Here is a 15,425-nt window from a genome sequence, read left to right as displayed (position 1 = left end):
AGCTGCTTCCTTACTTATCTATTCATAATCTTCTTCATCATCGATTTCTTCGTAATATGAACTTCCATTACTTACATATATAGGGCCATTCGCAACATCAATACGTAGTACCCACGCCCATGGCACAGCTAAACGTTTATGTATCGCTCGCCAAAAGCTCATTGATTTTCTTTCGTACTCCTGGAACTCCTGAAGTAACTCTTTGTAGGAGGAACCGTCTAACTGAATATTTGCTTCTAACAAACGAGAATGGGCATAGTACTGTAACTCTAGTTCAGCAGCAATTTCCATTTCTTCTTCCGTTGCCATACCAATGATTGTTCCATCTTCTGGTGCAATTTCATATACGTTTTGAACTTCAATAAGCCCTTCTTTCTCTTTCTCAAACATGTAAACAGCCTCCTTTAACATATATTTTTTATGTTACAAAGTCATACTTCTACAATAACTTCTCTCTTTCCTCTTTTTTTGATAAACTTTTACAAAATATTTAACCGATGACCTGTTTTCTCTATTCTTTCAGCAGAAATGAAACGATTTTTATCAAAATTTAATTTATACACATCAGGCATATGAAGTGTTTTCCAAAACTCAAAATCATATTTCGAATTAAAATAATTCATGAGTAATACCATAATATTTCCATGCGTACCTATTACAATATTCTTACCTTCATATTGTTTTAATATATTTTGCATACATATTACAGCGCGCCTTTGTGCGATATCATTCGATTCTCCGCCTTCGTATGCAAAACTCCAATCTTCCCACACATTCTGCATAGCATCATTAAAATTTGATACTGGCTCTGTGCTCAATAATCTTTCACGCAAATCTTCTTCTGTTTGTATTGATAATTTATATGTATTCGCAATTCCTTGTACAGTTTGGATTGCTCTTTTGTACGGACTAGAAATAACAACATCAATATGTTTATCTTTTAATAAATGTGTTACATTCTCTGCATCACAGTGCCCTTTTTCAGATAAAGGTCGTTCCCGTTCTTCTTTTGTATATGTAGAATGGGCATGGCGAACGAAATATATTGTTGTCATTTTTCAACCTCCTTTCTTATTTTCAATTTATATTCAATAATAAGATTGGAAAATCCTGTATTACAAAAAAGCACTTTTCATAAGTGCCCCTTTGTTTACATAATAAAATTATTTCATTATAATTTATTTCTGAATTCCTCACTTATGACAATATCTCGAATAAAGTAATCCATATTACTTAGAAGCTTTTCAAATGCTTTTTCACTCAAATTGTTCATCATAAAGACAATCTCAATCTTATTCCCTTTTTTATCAGTACCATAGAAACTATTTGTTAATACAAATGCAGTAGAACCACCTTTCTGTCCAGCAAATTCGAACATACCCTCTCCTACGGTTCCTTTAAATATATTCTCAATCTCACCTTGCATTTGTGGTGTAAAATAATTTCTGCTATTTATCTTTTCCAGTAAACTCATGTAATCCTTCGCATTTGCACCTATAAACCGATCTGACCAAATACGCTGAAAGTCCATATCGGCTTTTAAAGATATCTCGCGTTTTGTCCATTCTTTCTCGTCTTTCATCCATTCATGTATTTGCCATACATGCTTAACATATTCATCATTAGACATATTACGTAGCTTGTCCAATGCTTTATTTTGAGGAATATGCAGTTCTTTTTCAACATAGCCCCTCATATATAATGCCCCTGTATACGTTGGATAAAATTCATCGTGACTATTTAAGCCTAACTCTTTCAAACTTTCATTTATCCGCGCTGCTCCAAGCTTGTCTAATAAATATGATGCATTCGCATTCGAACTATAATGGATCATTCCTTTCACTACTTCTTCTAAAGAAGTTTGACCACCCTTCACTAACTCTTTAACTTTTACATCATCTAGCCATGCAGGGTGTGCACCACCATCAGTATTTTTCACATAGTATTTTTCTAATTCTTTCAATGAAATTTGCTCGTCTTTTCTTATTTTCCCTTCATCTACTTGCTTAGCATATTCAATTGCTATAATGATTTTCGACATACTTGCTAGCGGTAGTTTTTCTTTTTCATTTATTGATGTCAATGTTTCACCATTTCTTTTAACAATTAAAGAAGTTGTTTTATCATCCTTATGTTCTTTTATGTAATTTAGCACATAATTAGAGTCTTCTTTGGAATTGACATATTCCTTCACTGAAAAGAAAGCTATACAGCCTACTATAGTAATTCCAGCTATAATTCCAACAACTTTTAATCCCCTCATGATACTCCCCCTAAAATAAACATATTATATATTATACTAAATAAATTTCCCTTTTTAAGTAATAATTAGATTATTTATACAAAAACACTTCTTTTCTTAAACAACAAAAAAACATGCCTTCATTAGGAAAGCATGCTTTGTGATATCCTTCACATTTTTTAGTTAAAAAATAAATGTTTACTTACCATGATGTAACATTAAATCACTAAGTTCTTCTTCAATGTGATTTAATTTCGCAACGCCTTCTTTCCATTTATGAATATAACGTGAAACCCCAACAAAAAACAAAACAATAATTGTGGAAAGAATAATACCATATACGATTGCTACAGTACTCATAGTTACACTTCCTTATAATTAGTAATGTGGTTATTAGTTATATTTTTATTATAAACCTTTTTCTTTTAAAATACTTCGATTTCAACTTTTTGTAACAAAATTGATTTTTCTAACATTTCGTTCGTGAAAATGGCATATTTTTCACAAATTATACAAAACTTCACCATATGTACTATTACCATATGAGTTATATTATTAAATAGAATAAAGGGGATGATATACTATGACGACTTGGTTTATTGTAATGTTAGTTGTATTTGGAGCATTTAAAATTATCGTTTCTAGCCTTCCTAACACTGTTATTGAATCCATTATTAGCAAGTATGAAACACATCCAAAACTTGAAGAAGAGAATGTGACTATTACAATTCACGGAAATAACGTAGAAGGCGAACAGAAATCAAAAATTATTCATGATTTTAACGAAGGTTTATTTTTAGATCGCTATTATGCACCACCCCATAATGAAGGCACTCCTTTAATTATCCATGCAAAACGTGGTAAAAAAGATTTCACATTTTATATTTACAGTCATGAAGAGCATGTTGATGTTGTAAAACAATATAAAAAGAAGGTAGTTGCTTATAGTTTACGCTCTAAAAATCTTCAAAATAGTGATATGTTCGTGTCAGCTGATTTAGCTTAATACTCATATATAAAAAGGAATCCATGGCATATGGATTCCTTTTTACTATTTACTGAAAAATAAGCTCTGTCTTCAAACTATCTTTCGGTAACAACCAGCCTTTTTTCTCTAAACTCGCCATTAATAATTCCCTTTGTTTTGTCGCAATACTTTCTTCATTTGTTTTAAATGACACTTCTATTACGAAGTCATCTTCTAATTTTCCTGTATTACTTAATGGCCAAATTTCAATATTTGCTTTTATGTTTTCAAAATCTCCTGTATATCGTTTCATTAATACAGGACCGTAAATACGGGAATTCTTTAACATCTCTTCTCCCCAATTTGTATACAACCATTTGTTCATTTTCCCTGGTAATTTTTCTATTAACATGTTTTGAGCAGCTTGTTTATTTGGTAAATCAAGTATTCCATATCCTTTAGCACTGTAACTTTTCTTATTTGAAATGCTTAATGTTTTCTTCTCAAATCCCCAATCTATTTCCGCCTCATAACTATCCGTATTACTATCGAATCCTTCTTTTTTAGCTACTTCTAGTGCATCTTGAATTACACCATTTGGAATAGGATATCTTTTTTTATATGTTAGTTCAAAATCTTTACTAAATTCTTTCTTTCGAATTCTAGCAAACCAACCTTCCTCGCTTAAACTTTTATTCGCAGTATCTAAAAATTGCACTTGTATTCTTTCATATTTTGTACCAGCCTGGAAATGTTCTAACACCTCTTGCTTCATCTCTTTGTTATCACCTAATACTTGTTCTGGCTTCAATAATAACTTTACTTCAAAACTAGGTTTCATTGGACTAGCAGCAAACCCTTCCTTAACGTTATAAAGGAAACAACAAAAGAAAATGCTTACGAATACAAATACTTTTTTCATATACCTATCCCCTTTGCATTTTAAATGACTTCTATACGTTCCATTGCAAGTGAATATACATTTTCATATCCTGCTGTACTTAGCTTTTGTTGTAATCGATCCGTATCCTCTTTCAAAGCGTGCACTAACACCGTATGTTCTGGTAATAATGTATTTAGCATCTCTTTAACGTCTCTTATACTTTGGTGAACTTTATACACAACTCGCTTCACCCTACATGTACTCCTTACATGTTCTTTCATAACTTTTTCTGCAAAACTCCCTTTCGCAATATGCCCAGTAAAAATAACGGCATTTCGCTTTTCATTCCGAAGTTGTTCATAATATAACTGCGCTCGTTTCGTTTGCATATTCGCATCACTCATTACAACTATTCCGTAACTATTTTGCATACTAATGTCATTATCCATCACTATTATGTTTCTTTTTAAACTCTCCATAATCCATTTAAATTCTTCATTATTTTTTATCCAATCTTTATATACGAACATCTCTTCAAATCCAGCCAAAATTTCTTTATCTACTATAAGCGGAAATTCTTTATATCGTTCATATAAATACAATACTATATCTTGCGCCCTACCAAGTTGTGGAAGCGGTAATAATGCTATTCCTTTATTTTGCATAACTCGTTCAATTTCTGCACATAGTTCGTTTACACGTTCATTTTGCGAAACATCATCTGTGTGATAAGCAGCATCCACAATTGCGATTTTTATATTGTAGCCCAATTTCTCAGGTAAATTAGCTCGTAGTATATTAGAATCTGCTGAATAGTCGCCTGAATAAAATACGTATGTATTACACATATCAACTAAAAACCAAACAGCTCCTAATACATGCCCACTATATCCCCATTGAAACCGCAATGTAGGAGTAATTTGTATCCATTCATTTGGATTACTAATCTCATCAATACATACATAATTTAAATCTTTTATATGTTGGTCGCTATAAGGTAAATTCCACCCTTGCATCACATTATAGTTTCTCCATTTTTCATAATATAACGGCAGTTGCTCCTTCGTATAACGAGTCGTCCAAATTTTTTTCTTATATCCATACTTCGCTAATAAAGGTAAACCCATCGTATGATCTTCATGAATATGTGATAAAAATACCGCATCTAAAAATGGAACAGCTTCTCTCTCTATTTTTGGATAACTATCCTCATAAGATCGATTAATACCACAATCAAATAATATTTTCGTCTCTTTATTTTTTACAAAATAGCAGGAGCGACCGTATTCTCCTGCTCCTCCCCATACTTCCACTCTCATCATGCTACCCCTTTTCGTTTTTGCTCCATATGTTGTAGCAGTAATAAGCATATTGTTGTAAGTCCAACAGAAACAACGGCCATCGCCATGCCTATAGATACTTCACCCTGTTCAAATTGAGCAAAAATAAACGTTGCTGACGTTTCTACTGATGGAGGTAATACGAGAAGTGATGCTACTAACTCTCTTATCGAAATTGTAAATGTCATCGCCCATCCAGCAAGAATGCCTGGGATAATAAGAGGCAATATTATTTTTCTAAAAATATAAATATAATTTCCAGAAAAAACACTTCCTGCCTGCATGAGAGAATCATCAATTTGTCCGAGTGATGATTTTACATATTGCACCGTGTAAGGTAAAAACAGCACAACATACGTTACGATAACCATGACTGGTGTATTGTAAATTGATATAGGCATATATGGTGAATTCCAAAATAGAATAAGACCTACAACCATAACGATTCCTGGTACCATATTCGGTAACATACCGCACATATCAAGCCATTTTTCAGAGGTTTTTTTCCCTTTTCGAATCATAAGTGCCAAAAAGACTCCAATCATTACCGCGATAATCGCTGTTACGAGTGAAAAAAGAAAACTATTCCATAAAGCCTCTAATCCCGGAGATCCTATTGTAAACAATGCCTCATAATGGCTTGTTGTAAAGTTATTTACATGTAAACCGCCGCCTCTTAATTTTGACAAAGAAGCAATAAGTATAGAAAAGTATGGAATTCCAATTGATACGATTAATAAACCAATTACATACATCCATGCTACAACGCGCGTAAATATAGACAAAGTATATCTTTTAGATTTCACACCTTTTCCACTAACCATTGCATATGAATACTTTCGATTCAATACATTTTGCATATACCAAATAAGCATACAAGCACTAAGTAATAAAGAAGATAATGCTGTTGCACTACTAAAATCAATTGGCCAACTCGAAATAAATTTATGGATTTCTGATGTTAACACGTGGAATCCTATTCTACGTCCGAATGTAGCCGGTGTTCCAAATTCAGCAATCGTCTTTACGAAAATGAGTAAAGCCCCCATTACATAGCTTGATACTAATAACGGCAATATTATTTTTCTTAAACGATAGAAAAAACTTCCGCCATGAACTGCTGCAGCTTCTTCTTTACTACTCCCAATCTGAAGTAACGTGTTTTTCAGCATGAAATAAAGGAATGGGAATAAATGCAGACTCATAATTAATACCATACCTCCTAAACTAAAAAACGATGATGAAACTGTCTTTAGCATCGGGAAAAATTGTTCAAAATAGCCGTTAGGTTGCATGAACAAAATCCAGCCCATCGATCCAATATACGGCGGTGTCATAAATGGAATCATAAAAACAATATCTAACTTACTATACTTTCCTACATCTGTTTTGCTCATAATAAACGCCAATGGAAATGCAAATATTGTAGCTCCTATTACAACGAGTACACCTAGAAGCATCGAATTTAGAAAAATCCCCGCTAATCCACCACTCTGCATCACTTCAAAAGGCTTAAAAAAATTCCAACTGCTATTTTCATATACACTAGAAAATAAAATAAGAAAAAGTGGAATGACGATTAACATCGCCACAAGTAATAACGCTACCGTCATTCCAACTTGTCTTACTGATACGAATCGATTTACCATGGAATCACCATCTTATTGAAATACTTTCTTAAATTGTTTTCCTATTTCATCTTGCTCTTTCTCAACTGTTTTCCAATCAATATTTAATACTGGAATCTCTTCTACATTTGGTCTATTTTCAGCTTTTATATCTGTTCTACCAGGCAATAAATACGCTTTAGAAACTTGTTTTTGTACATCATCGGATAATAAATAATCAATAAACTCTTTTGCACCTTCAACATTTTTACTATCCTTCATAATCCCAGCTGCACGTGGGCTAATAACTGTTCCGCTTTTTGGATATACAATATCAACAGGTTCACCCTTTGCTTTTGCGCTATACGTCATATAATCAACACCCGCAATGACCATATCTTTCGCACCTGTTACAACTGGGTCTAACGCTTCCTGATTTGCTCCTGCTACTGTAACTTCATTTTTCTTAAGCTGCTCAAATAAATTCCATCCATCTTGTCCATTCTTTTTCACGTATCCTGTTACAAAGTCTAAAGCTGAACCTGAAAGTGCTGGATCTGGAAGATTCACTTTCCCTTTCCATTCTCCTTTCGTTATATCGCTCCAATCTTCAGGCGCTGTCTTCACATTTTTTGTATTGTACACAATCCCTAATGCTGAAGCACTATACCCGAAATAATGTCCTTTATCATCTGACCATTCAGAACGCAGCTTATCAGCTTGTTTCGCTTCTTTATAAGCTAACGTTTGACCCTCTTTCTTTAATCCTTCCATCGCTGGTAATGATGCAAGTACGACTACATCAACGACTGGATTTTTCTTTTCAGCTTCCATTCTCGCTAAAATTTTACCAGTTGTCCCTTGAAACATTTCCACCTTTATACCAGTTTTCTTTTCAAAGTCTTTTTGAATTTTTTCTGCTAACCCTTTTGGCCCTGCACTATATACAACAATTTTCTTTTCAGTTGTATTTTTACTTTTCGCATCTGCATTGCCTGTCTTTGAACTACACCCTGTTACTACAGCCGAAAATAATAAAGTACATAAAAATAAAGACTTAAGCGAACTGAATTTCTTCATACGATTCTCCCCCTATATGATGAATACATTTTTTTGGCACATATAACGATACTGGTTTACCGATGCTTAGCTTACTATTGTGATAGGCTGTCCAGATGCCTAAAGTCCCCATATTTACTTTCACTTCATAACGTTCTCCTACATATGTAACGTGCTGAATTTCACCTGTATACATTTCGCACACATCATTTTTTGTCCAACTCACATGCTCTGGACGAATCATTTTTTCACCCTCTACAAGCCAATTCGCCTTACCAACAAATTTGGCAACAAATTCATGAGACGGTTTCACATAAATATCTTCCGGTGTTCCTTTTTGTAATACTTCTCCTTGTTTCATGACAATAATTTGGTCTGACATTGACATTGCTTCTATTTGATCGTGAGTGACATACAGTGCAGTTAAACCAATGGAATGAACGATATCCATAAGCTCTATTCTCATTTCTTCTCGCAAAATTGCATCGAGTGCACTTAGCGGTTCATCAAACAAAATAAAATGAGGTTTTGTTACAATTGCTCTAGCGAATGCGACACGTTGTTGCTGTCCACCAGAAAGTTCGTGTGGATACCGTTTCTCCATACCTTGCAGGCGAACTCGCTTTATCGCATCTTCTACTTTTTCTCTTAAATGATTCGTTTGCTTTGTAGCTCTTAAACCAAATGCAACATTTTCAAAAACAGTCATGTGCGGCCATAAAGCAAAATCTTGAAATACCATACCGATATTCCGTTCATGAGGAGATGTCTTTATCTTTTTTGTAGCAGAATACATGCACTGGTCTCCAAAATATATTTCTCCCTTATCCGGTTCTTCAAGTCCTGCTATCATTCTAAGTAAAGTCGTTTTCCCACACCCCGAAGGTCCTAAAAGTGTAGTAAATTCCCCTTGTTTCATTACAATCTGCAACGGCTTTAACGCCTGTATTTTTCCAAATGTCTTTTCTAATCCACTAATTGTAATATCCATTGCTTCACCTCTCTCCCCTCATTCTTAACCTGCTTTCATTCTATATGGAAGATTTATACTGAATGTTAATGTACTGTAAAGATTAAATTAAAAAACTTCTAATAAACTATTTATTTCTATAGATTTTTTCTATAGTTAAAATAAAAAAGGTGGCAATTCATAATGAATCTCTTAAAATTAGAAATTGTAGTACTTATTAAGAAATACAAAAAACTTACAATCGTTGCAGAAAAACTTGGCGTTAAACAACCAACTATTACATTTCATATAAAAAGCTTAGAAGAAGAACTCGGTGTATCTCTATTCGAATTACGTTCTGGAAGGTATTTCTTAACAGAGGCTGGTGAGGCTTTGCACCATTATGCTTGTAAAATAGATGCACTTATGAAAGAAGCTAGACGTGTCACGCAAGAGTTTAAAGATTTTCATAAAGGTGCTATAACAATCGGCGCTAGTTATGTACCAGCGACTTATCTTTTGCCAGCAGTCGTTCATCAATTTCAATGTGAATTTCCCAATATAAAAATAACGCTACTAGTGAAAACAGCCCCTGAAATTCGAATGATGCTACAAAATCACGAAATCGATCTTGGGATAATTTCCGCTGCTCCATTTGATGAACCACTTTTAAAACAAACGAATATAATGCCCGATACACTTGTTCTTGCCTTTTCCAAAGAACATCATTTTTCAAAGAAAGACAATGTATCGTTACAAAATATCGAAAAGGAACGCATACTATTGCATCGTAATCCATCTACAACGAGAGATTTACTTACACAATGGACGTTGGCGCACAACATTACATTCCAATCTGAAATTGAATTAGACTCATTAGAAACGATGAAACAAATTTTAAAATATGGTAATGGAATTGCCTTTATTTCTAAACTTGCTATCGAGCAAGAAATACAACGAAATGAGCTATGCTATATACCAATCCCTGAATTTGAATTTCAGCGTAATATTTATACGATTCATCATGAGGACAGATGGAATTCTAAAATCATTTCTTTTTTACTACAGAGCATCACTTCATTTGCAACAAAAAATTAAAAGGCTGTCGTTATGCACGACAGCCTTTTAAACTATAAATCTATTTATTTTTCTTTGCCTCAATTTTTGCTTGCGCCTCTTCAGCCTTATCTAATGCTTCTGATACTTTCTTCTCTTTTTCTTTCACTTCATCTATACTATCGACAGCTTTAATAAGTTTATCGATTCCTTCTTCTTCTACCTTTCTACGCTTTGCCACTCTTTCATTTACTTTCTCTTCCACATCTTTTGCTTTTTGAAGCATATTCTCTGCATTTGATGTTACAGCTTTTTCAAGTTCATCATCTTTTTTCTTTTGTAACACTTCATTTGCAATGTCTTTCGCTTCTAAATACTTACCGTCTTTTAATGCTGTTGCTCCGTGATCCATTCTCTCAGCAACTTCTTTATATGATTTCGCTTCATTTCCTGATTTCTCTTTTTCTGCTTTTTCGAACCACATTGTTGCATCACTATACTTTTCATCTTTCAATGATTGCATACCTGTTTCAATATATGTGTCATAATTGCTACATCCAGCCATTACGACTAATAGAAAAAGCATAACAAAACTTAATTTTTTCATGCTGTTGTCTCCTTTTCTTTGCAAGCTCACTTTACTTTAACATACATGAAAAAGAGTTTCAAAAACTAAAATACTAATTTAGTCATTTTTATAATGATAAGTCAAATTTTTATTATTTTCTTATTTTTAAGCGGACACATCTACTTGTTTTTTCGCCATATGTTGCTTTACTCCAACTAATACAACTAACAATAACCCTCCACCTATTGTCATCATAACAATGCTAGTTGGCAACATATCTAATAGTAGTCCATATACAATCATACCAAGCGGTGCGATTGCAGTCGCAATTGTTTCAAGTAGGCCAAACACACGCCCTAGGTAGCTCGGATCTGTCGTTTTTTGCATATGTACTTGCATTGGAATGTTTACAATCATAATTGCTATACCAGTTAACATCATAAAAGCAATATAGTAAATAAAACTTGCTACTTTTGGAATGATAACTAACAACGGAAAGGCTGTACATAAACTTAAACCTGCAAACAAAAACAGTCCAGTATAAATAGAACGAAACGGATTATTCACTTCTTTACGCACTGATAAAGCAATCGCTCCCATTAGCATCCCGACTGCTAACATTCCCTCTACAGTACCGAGTTGCTTTGAAGATAAATGCAATGTATGGACGATAATGTACGGAAGTGCAACTGTTAGACCACACGCAAAAAAGTTTACCCACAATGCTATTTTCATTAGACCATATATTTCACGTTGTCTTTTTACATATAAAAAACCTTCTTTTATACTCGTCAAGAAATGCTCTGTACTTTCAGCCACTTCTTTTTTATATAAATCAAATACGATAAATAATTGCAAAATAACCGCTAAAAAGAACGTAATACTATTTAATAGGAAAAACGATTTAATTGAAAAGAAACCATATACAACTCCGCCAATAATCGGGCCTAAAATATTTGATAAAGAAGCCGCCGTTTGATTTAAAGCACTCGCTTTTTGAATACGTCCTTCATCTACTAAACTCGGAATAGACGAAGTTAATGCAACAGAATAAAAACTTGCACAAATTGATAATAATGCTGCTGAAATATAAATAAAAAGAAGTGATGGCCCAAATATAGTAGCAAGAATAAACATACTAAGCATCGTTAAACTACTTAATAAATCAGTACCAATGACAAGCCATTTTCGATTCACACGGTCTGCTACAGCACCAGCAATTGGGCCACAGATCATCCTTGGAAGTGATCCGCAAACGAGCGTAATTGCAAAACCCATCCCTGAACCAGTAGTCTTTAATACATATAATCCCATTGCGAACGTATAAATACCTGCGCCTAATAAAGACGTCATTTTTCCAATCATCATTAAAATGATATTTCTAGTTGCAATCTTCATTCTTGAATCATGTTTTCCTATACTTATATCTCCCATTTTTGACTCTCTCCCCTTAAAAGTTAAATTGTGTTAAACTTATTATATAATCAACTTTCCAATTTTCACAACAAAAAGTTAAATACAATTAAACTTTTTAAATATAAAGGAGCAATAATATGGCAACTCTCGGTGAAAAAATTAAAGCATTACGAAAAGAAAAAAAGCTTACGCAAACAGCACTGGCAGGTTCGGAACTGACAAAAAGTATGCTTAGTCAAATTGAAAATGGAAAAGCTACACCTTCTATGAAAACATTACAATATATTGCGGAAAAACTTGAATGTGAAACGAGCTTTTTATTAGAAGAAGATGAAGAAGAAATTGTGGAACTCATTCAAAAAATGGAGCCATTAATAAAATCAAATAAATGCGATGAAGTATACAAGACTTTACTACCTATCGTTCAAAAAGAACTACCCCTTACTTTAAACACAGCACGTTTATATAAACAGTTCATAACTGGAGCGGCCATTATGAACGATTACAATATTGAATATTACGTTGAAACAGCTGTTTCTATATTTGAAAAATATACTTTGTATCGTGAAAGTACTGAAACGAAACTACTGTTTTACTATATGCTCTTCAAACGTAAAAAATATAAAGAATGTTTACAGATGATTGCTACAATTCGTGATGAATATAAAGCGAAGAATTTAGAAATGGATCTCATTACACATATACAACTATACTTAAAAGAAGCCATTATTTTACTCGCATACGGCAATTATAAAAAATGTGAAAAAGTCATTTTAGATGCACTTGCATTTTCAAAAAAACATCAAGTGTATTATAAAACAGATGAATTTTATCGCATTTTATCTTACCAAAAAGTCATTACAGCTGATAAAGAACAGTATTTATATTACATAAAAAAATCAGAGCAATTTGCCATTTTTACAGAAGATATTCTATCCATTGCGATTATTGATATTTTAAAAGCTTACTACTACAACACAATTACTAATGAATATACAATCGCATTAGAACATCTAGAACAATTCCGAGAAAAACTAAAAGATGAACCAATCTTTCAAGACGATGGATTATATTATCTTGAAAAAGGAAAATCTTTGTATGGCTTAAAACGTTATAAGGAAGCTTTGGCAATATTAAAACACGCTACCATACCAGATTATATGAGTCATCCACTTGATCAATCGTGGGTATTAACAGCTGGGTCTTATCGTGCCCTGTGTCATATAAAACTTCAAGATAAAACAGCTGCTCTGAAAGAAGCAAAAGAAGCAGTTCAAACGATAGATGGTTATCCTGATTCCATCTTTTCTTCATTTATTAAAGAAACATTACAAATAATACAAAAACTTTAAGGATGTCTCTAAATGGTATATTATTCCTCTTTTTTAGCAAAGATAATAATGATGGGAGGAATATAAATGAATATACAACGTGCAATAGAGCTTGCTATGTCAGCAGAACAAGCCAATGTCAATTTTCAAGGCATGCCTGTTATGATTCAACACGTCGATGAAAGCAATGAAACCGCCCGCATATATGAAGTAAAAAACCCAGGACGCGAATTAACTGTTCCAGTTAATAGCTTAGAGGAAATATAAGAAATGCCACTTCTCTTTTGAAGTGGCATTTTTCTTCTTTCAGATTACTTATTATAAATTTCTTCAACTCTTTATTTTACATGAGCTGAAAAAATAAGAATTTTCTACTTCTTTTCTTTTTGTGACCTGCTAAAATACAAACTATGGATTAATTATTCGTACTATACATTAAGGAGGAAAAATAATGGCATCTACTTTAGAAAAAAACAAGCCTTATTATGCAGTTATATTCACTTCTAATTTATCAAATGATACAACAGACTATAATACCGTTGCCGAAGAAATGGAGAAACTTGCAAAGCAACAACCTGGATTTTTAGGTGTAGAAAATGCAAGAGGTAATTCTGGACTCGGAATAACAATTTCTTATTGGGAATCACTTGATGCGATTGAAAATTGGAAAAAGAACACCTTACATAAAGAAGCGAAAAAAAGAGGTCGTGAGCAATGGTATGAAAACTTCCACCTGCGTATTTGCCTTGTTGAGAAAGAATTTAAGTTTCAAAGAGGCACAATATAACTATGAAAGAAAAATTAGCTCTCGTTATTGTTCATGAAATATATGGTGTGAACGACCATATGCATCACGTTATCCAGCACTTTACTTCATCTCATATAGATGTATTCTGTCCTAACCTTCTACAATCGAAACATGCATTTCATTATCATGATGAAGAAAAAGCATATGAACATTTTGTAAATCATATTGGATTTGATTATGGAAAAAAGCAAATTGAAGAATTCATTTCTCATCTTTCTAGTAGTTATACACATATTGGACTTATCGGCTTTAGTGTTGGAGCTACCATCTCATGGCTATGTAGTAACGATCCGAAAATAAATTTTATTATCGGATGTTACGGTTCTCGTATACGCGACTATGTTCACATAAAGCCTACATGCGCTACACTACTTATATTCCCTGAAAAAGAAGCTAGTTTTTCAGTATCCTCTTTCATTCACACATTGCAGCAACAAAAGAATCCTTTATTAGAAATAAAACAACTACACGGTGAACATGGATTTCTAAATCCGTACACTGAAAAATATAACGGGCACTCTACAAAACAAGCATATAATGTAATAGATTCATTTCTTGTAAAAAACACTCTTATAAAGGAGATGTAAATGACACTTACATTACTCTTACTTATTTTCATATTCATTGCCTTTTTCTCAGTGCTAACTATTATTTTCGTAACCGTAAAAAAAGGGGAGTTTTCCAACCGCCCCTACTTACAATCTATTATCATTTGCATTTTATTTTTTACAAATTGGATTTTATATGTAACAACTTTTTATTCGTTACTCCCCGAGAAAGTTAGCGAGTTCATATTCCTGCCCATTTGGTTTTTCCTTTGTATTTTAGGATTTATCGCTTTTTGGCACGAATGGAGAAATAATCGTGTGTTCTCAATATGTATTGTTTTTCTTTCCTTTATTAGTTTTCTATTTGGGCTGTTGTTGTTAGTTCTTTCGGGGATGTAATAGAAGAAGGAAGAAAAGCCAACTTTCAACTTTTCTTCCTTCTATGTTTACCTTTAGTTTTCACTGTCACTGATTCACAAGGTGTATAATATATTTGAGGTGTCGCCTTATCAACAAACATCATAAACGTAACGAAACCGATAATAAAGAAAATAAACAACGTTAACAAAATTGCTCCTATCGTTAAAAGTATCATAACACCACCCCTATATTTTTTATGTTATTACACTTTTCGCTATGATATGAGCGTAA

At 33.2% G+C, this 15,425-nt stretch carries 20 protein-coding genes; 7 read left to right on the top strand and 13 right to left on the bottom strand.

The window, feature by feature from the left end; translation table 11 throughout:
• Positions 1–18: 18 nt before the first annotated feature.
• The 5 genes from ACS2QP_RS09475 to ACS2QP_RS09455 all read right to left on the bottom strand — a co-directional run bounded on the left by ACS2QP_RS09475 (position 19) and on the right by ACS2QP_RS09455 (position 2,784).
• Complete coding sequence (locus ACS2QP_RS09475; RefSeq protein WP_000461779.1) at positions 19–390, bottom strand: hypothetical protein; 372 nt, start codon at positions 388–390, stop codon at positions 19–21.
• An 89-nt stretch (positions 391–479) separates the two neighbouring features.
• Complete coding sequence (locus tag ACS2QP_RS09470) at positions 480–1,055, bottom strand: histidine phosphatase family protein (RefSeq protein ID WP_000208265.1); 576 nt, start codon at positions 1,053–1,055, stop codon at positions 480–482.
• Between the two features lie 116 nt (positions 1,056–1,171).
• A complete protein-coding gene (locus tag ACS2QP_RS09465) occupies positions 1,172–2,263 on the bottom strand; it encodes a serine hydrolase (RefSeq protein ID WP_001214667.1) in 1,092 nt (363 codons plus the stop codon).
• Positions 2,264–2,440: 177 nt separating this feature from the next.
• Positions 2,441–2,602, bottom strand: a complete 162-nt coding sequence (locus tag ACS2QP_RS09460) for a hypothetical protein (protein ID WP_000108701.1) — start codon at positions 2,600–2,602, stop codon at positions 2,441–2,443.
• 65 nt (positions 2,603–2,667) lie between these two features.
• Positions 2,668–2,784 (bottom strand): hypothetical protein, encoded by a 117-nt coding sequence (locus ACS2QP_RS09455; protein WP_001987133.1) that lies wholly within the window; start codon positions 2,782–2,784, stop codon positions 2,668–2,670.
• 41 nt (positions 2,785–2,825) lie between these two features.
• Between ACS2QP_RS09455 and ACS2QP_RS09450 the strand changes: the two genes are divergently transcribed.
• Positions 2,826–3,248, top strand: coding sequence for a YfmQ family protein (locus ACS2QP_RS09450; protein WP_000214586.1), 423 nt, complete (start codon positions 2,826–2,828; stop codon positions 3,246–3,248).
• Positions 3,249–3,297: 49 nt separating this feature from the next.
• Here ACS2QP_RS09450 and ACS2QP_RS09445 read toward each other — a convergent pair whose 3' ends face one another.
• The 5 genes from ACS2QP_RS09445 to ACS2QP_RS09425 are packed head-to-tail and all read right to left on the bottom strand — an operon-like array spanning position 3,298 to position 9,089.
• A complete protein-coding gene (locus tag ACS2QP_RS09445; RefSeq protein WP_438882354.1) occupies positions 3,298–4,131 on the bottom strand; it encodes a hypothetical protein in 834 nt (277 codons plus the stop codon).
• Positions 4,132–4,151: 20 nt separating this feature from the next.
• Complete coding sequence (locus tag ACS2QP_RS09440) at positions 4,152–5,414, bottom strand: MBL fold metallo-hydrolase (RefSeq protein ID WP_438882393.1); 1,263 nt, start codon at positions 5,412–5,414, stop codon at positions 4,152–4,154.
• A complete protein-coding gene (locus tag ACS2QP_RS09435; RefSeq protein WP_153580848.1) occupies positions 5,411–7,081 on the bottom strand; it encodes an ABC transporter permease in 1,671 nt (556 codons plus the stop codon). The genes ACS2QP_RS09440 and ACS2QP_RS09435 overlap by 4 nt, the downstream gene beginning before the upstream one ends.
• A gap of 12 nt (positions 7,082–7,093) precedes the next feature.
• On the bottom strand, positions 7,094–8,119 hold the full coding sequence (locus tag ACS2QP_RS09430; RefSeq protein ID WP_438882353.1) for an extracellular solute-binding protein: 1,026 nt from the start codon (positions 8,117–8,119) through the stop codon (positions 7,094–7,096).
• Positions 8,097–9,089: an ABC transporter ATP-binding protein gene (locus ACS2QP_RS09425; RefSeq protein WP_000355540.1), complete on the bottom strand. Its 993-nt coding sequence runs from the start codon at positions 9,087–9,089 to the stop codon at positions 8,097–8,099. Before ACS2QP_RS09425 ends, ACS2QP_RS09430 begins: the two co-directional genes overlap by 23 nt.
• Positions 9,090–9,251: 162 nt before the next feature.
• Here ACS2QP_RS09425 and ACS2QP_RS09420 point away from each other — a divergent pair, with 162 nt between their 5' ends.
• Complete coding sequence (locus tag ACS2QP_RS09420; RefSeq protein ID WP_063536052.1) at positions 9,252–10,145, top strand: LysR family transcriptional regulator; 894 nt, start codon at positions 9,252–9,254, stop codon at positions 10,143–10,145.
• Positions 10,146–10,185: 40 nt separating this feature from the next.
• Here ACS2QP_RS09420 and ACS2QP_RS09415 read toward each other — a convergent pair whose 3' ends face one another.
• Both ACS2QP_RS09415 and ACS2QP_RS09410 read right to left on the bottom strand, forming a co-directional pair.
• Positions 10,186–10,710, bottom strand: a complete 525-nt coding sequence (locus ACS2QP_RS09415; protein ID WP_000736443.1) for a DUF4398 domain-containing protein — start codon at positions 10,708–10,710, stop codon at positions 10,186–10,188.
• 126 nt (positions 10,711–10,836) lie between these two features.
• Entirely contained in the window at positions 10,837–12,105 is a 1,269-nt protein-coding gene (locus ACS2QP_RS09410) for an MFS transporter (RefSeq protein WP_000502468.1), read from the bottom strand.
• A gap of 119 nt (positions 12,106–12,224) precedes the next feature.
• On the opposite strand from ACS2QP_RS09410, the gene ACS2QP_RS09405 reads away from it, so the two are divergent.
• From ACS2QP_RS09405 to ACS2QP_RS09385, 5 genes are all read left to right on the top strand, one after another.
• Positions 12,225–13,439 (top strand): helix-turn-helix domain-containing protein, encoded by a 1,215-nt coding sequence (locus ACS2QP_RS09405; protein ID WP_098529101.1) that lies wholly within the window; start codon positions 12,225–12,227, stop codon positions 13,437–13,439.
• Between the two features lie 66 nt (positions 13,440–13,505).
• Positions 13,506–13,685, top strand: a complete 180-nt coding sequence (locus ACS2QP_RS09400; protein WP_410990334.1) for an H-type small acid-soluble spore protein — start codon at positions 13,506–13,508, stop codon at positions 13,683–13,685.
• A gap of 184 nt (positions 13,686–13,869) precedes the next feature.
• The gene (locus ACS2QP_RS09395; RefSeq protein WP_410990336.1) at positions 13,870–14,205 is read left to right on the top strand and encodes an antibiotic biosynthesis monooxygenase family protein; all 336 of its coding nucleotides are present in this window, start codon (positions 13,870–13,872) and stop codon (positions 14,203–14,205) included.
• A 2-nt stretch (positions 14,206–14,207) separates the two neighbouring features.
• Positions 14,208–14,813: a dienelactone hydrolase family protein gene (locus ACS2QP_RS09390; RefSeq protein ID WP_410990337.1), complete on the top strand. Its 606-nt coding sequence runs from the start codon at positions 14,208–14,210 to the stop codon at positions 14,811–14,813.
• Complete coding sequence (locus ACS2QP_RS09385) at positions 14,814–15,173, top strand: hypothetical protein (protein WP_438882352.1); 360 nt, start codon at positions 14,814–14,816, stop codon at positions 15,171–15,173.
• A 25-nt stretch (positions 15,174–15,198) separates the two neighbouring features.
• Here the strand turns inward: ACS2QP_RS09385 and ACS2QP_RS09380 are convergent, their stop codons facing one another.
• Positions 15,199–15,369, bottom strand: coding sequence for a DUF3951 domain-containing protein (locus ACS2QP_RS09380; protein ID WP_000602244.1), 171 nt, complete (start codon positions 15,367–15,369; stop codon positions 15,199–15,201).
• Positions 15,370–15,425 lie beyond the last annotated feature (56 nt).

Source organism: Bacillus cereus group sp. Bce019 (genome assembly GCF_051781745.1).
Lineage (GTDB): Bacteria > Bacillota > Bacilli > Bacillales > Bacillaceae_G > Bacillus_A > Bacillus_A cereus.
Note: the sequence above shows the minus strand (reverse complement) of the source record. Positions and strands in the feature narration are given on the sequence as shown.

Coding starts and splice junctions, on each gene's coding strand:
- ACS2QP_RS09435 (WP_153580848.1), bottom strand. CDS start 7,081: ATGGTAAATCGATTCGTATCAGTAAGACAAGTTGGAATGACGGTAGCG.
- ACS2QP_RS09415 (WP_000736443.1), bottom strand. CDS start 10,710: ATGAAAAAATTAAGTTTTGTTATGCTTTTTCTATTAGTCGTAATGGCT.
- ACS2QP_RS09465 (WP_001214667.1), bottom strand. CDS start 2,263: ATGAGGGGATTAAAAGTTGTTGGAATTATAGCTGGAATTACTATAGTA.
- ACS2QP_RS09405 (WP_098529101.1), top strand. CDS start 12,225: ATGGCAACTCTCGGTGAAAAAATTAAAGCATTACGAAAAGAAAAAAAG.
- ACS2QP_RS09475 (WP_000461779.1), bottom strand. CDS start 390: ATGTTTGAGAAAGAGAAAGAAGGGCTTATTGAAGTTCAAAACGTATAT.
- ACS2QP_RS09430 (WP_438882353.1), bottom strand. CDS start 8,119: ATGAAGAAATTCAGTTCGCTTAAGTCTTTATTTTTATGTACTTTATTA.
- ACS2QP_RS09425 (WP_000355540.1), bottom strand. CDS start 9,089: ATGGATATTACAATTAGTGGATTAGAAAAGACATTTGGAAAAATACAG.
- ACS2QP_RS09470 (WP_000208265.1), bottom strand. CDS start 1,055: ATGACAACAATATATTTCGTTCGCCATGCCCATTCTACATATACAAAA.
- ACS2QP_RS09380 (WP_000602244.1), bottom strand. CDS start 15,369: ATGATACTTTTAACGATAGGAGCAATTTTGTTAACGTTGTTTATTTTC.
- ACS2QP_RS09395 (WP_410990336.1), top strand. CDS start 13,870: ATGGCATCTACTTTAGAAAAAAACAAGCCTTATTATGCAGTTATATTC.
- ACS2QP_RS09450 (WP_000214586.1), top strand. CDS start 2,826: ATGACGACTTGGTTTATTGTAATGTTAGTTGTATTTGGAGCATTTAAA.
- ACS2QP_RS09460 (WP_000108701.1), bottom strand. CDS start 2,602: ATGAGTACTGTAGCAATCGTATATGGTATTATTCTTTCCACAATTATT.
- ACS2QP_RS09440 (WP_438882393.1), bottom strand. CDS start 5,414: ATGATGAGAGTGGAAGTATGGGGAGGAGCAGGAGAATACGGTCGCTCC.
- ACS2QP_RS09400 (WP_410990334.1), top strand. CDS start 13,506: ATGAATATACAACGTGCAATAGAGCTTGCTATGTCAGCAGAACAAGCC.
- ACS2QP_RS09445 (WP_438882354.1), bottom strand. CDS start 4,131: ATGAAAAAAGTATTTGTATTCGTAAGCATTTTCTTTTGTTGTTTCCTT.
- ACS2QP_RS09385 (WP_438882352.1), top strand. CDS start 14,814: ATGACACTTACATTACTCTTACTTATTTTCATATTCATTGCCTTTTTC.
- ACS2QP_RS09410 (WP_000502468.1), bottom strand. CDS start 12,105: ATGGGAGATATAAGTATAGGAAAACATGATTCAAGAATGAAGATTGCA.
- ACS2QP_RS09420 (WP_063536052.1), top strand. CDS start 9,252: ATGAATCTCTTAAAATTAGAAATTGTAGTACTTATTAAGAAATACAAA.
- ACS2QP_RS09390 (WP_410990337.1), top strand. CDS start 14,208: ATGAAAGAAAAATTAGCTCTCGTTATTGTTCATGAAATATATGGTGTG.
- ACS2QP_RS09455 (WP_001987133.1), bottom strand. CDS start 2,784: ATGGTAATAGTACATATGGTGAAGTTTTGTATAATTTGTGAAAAATAT.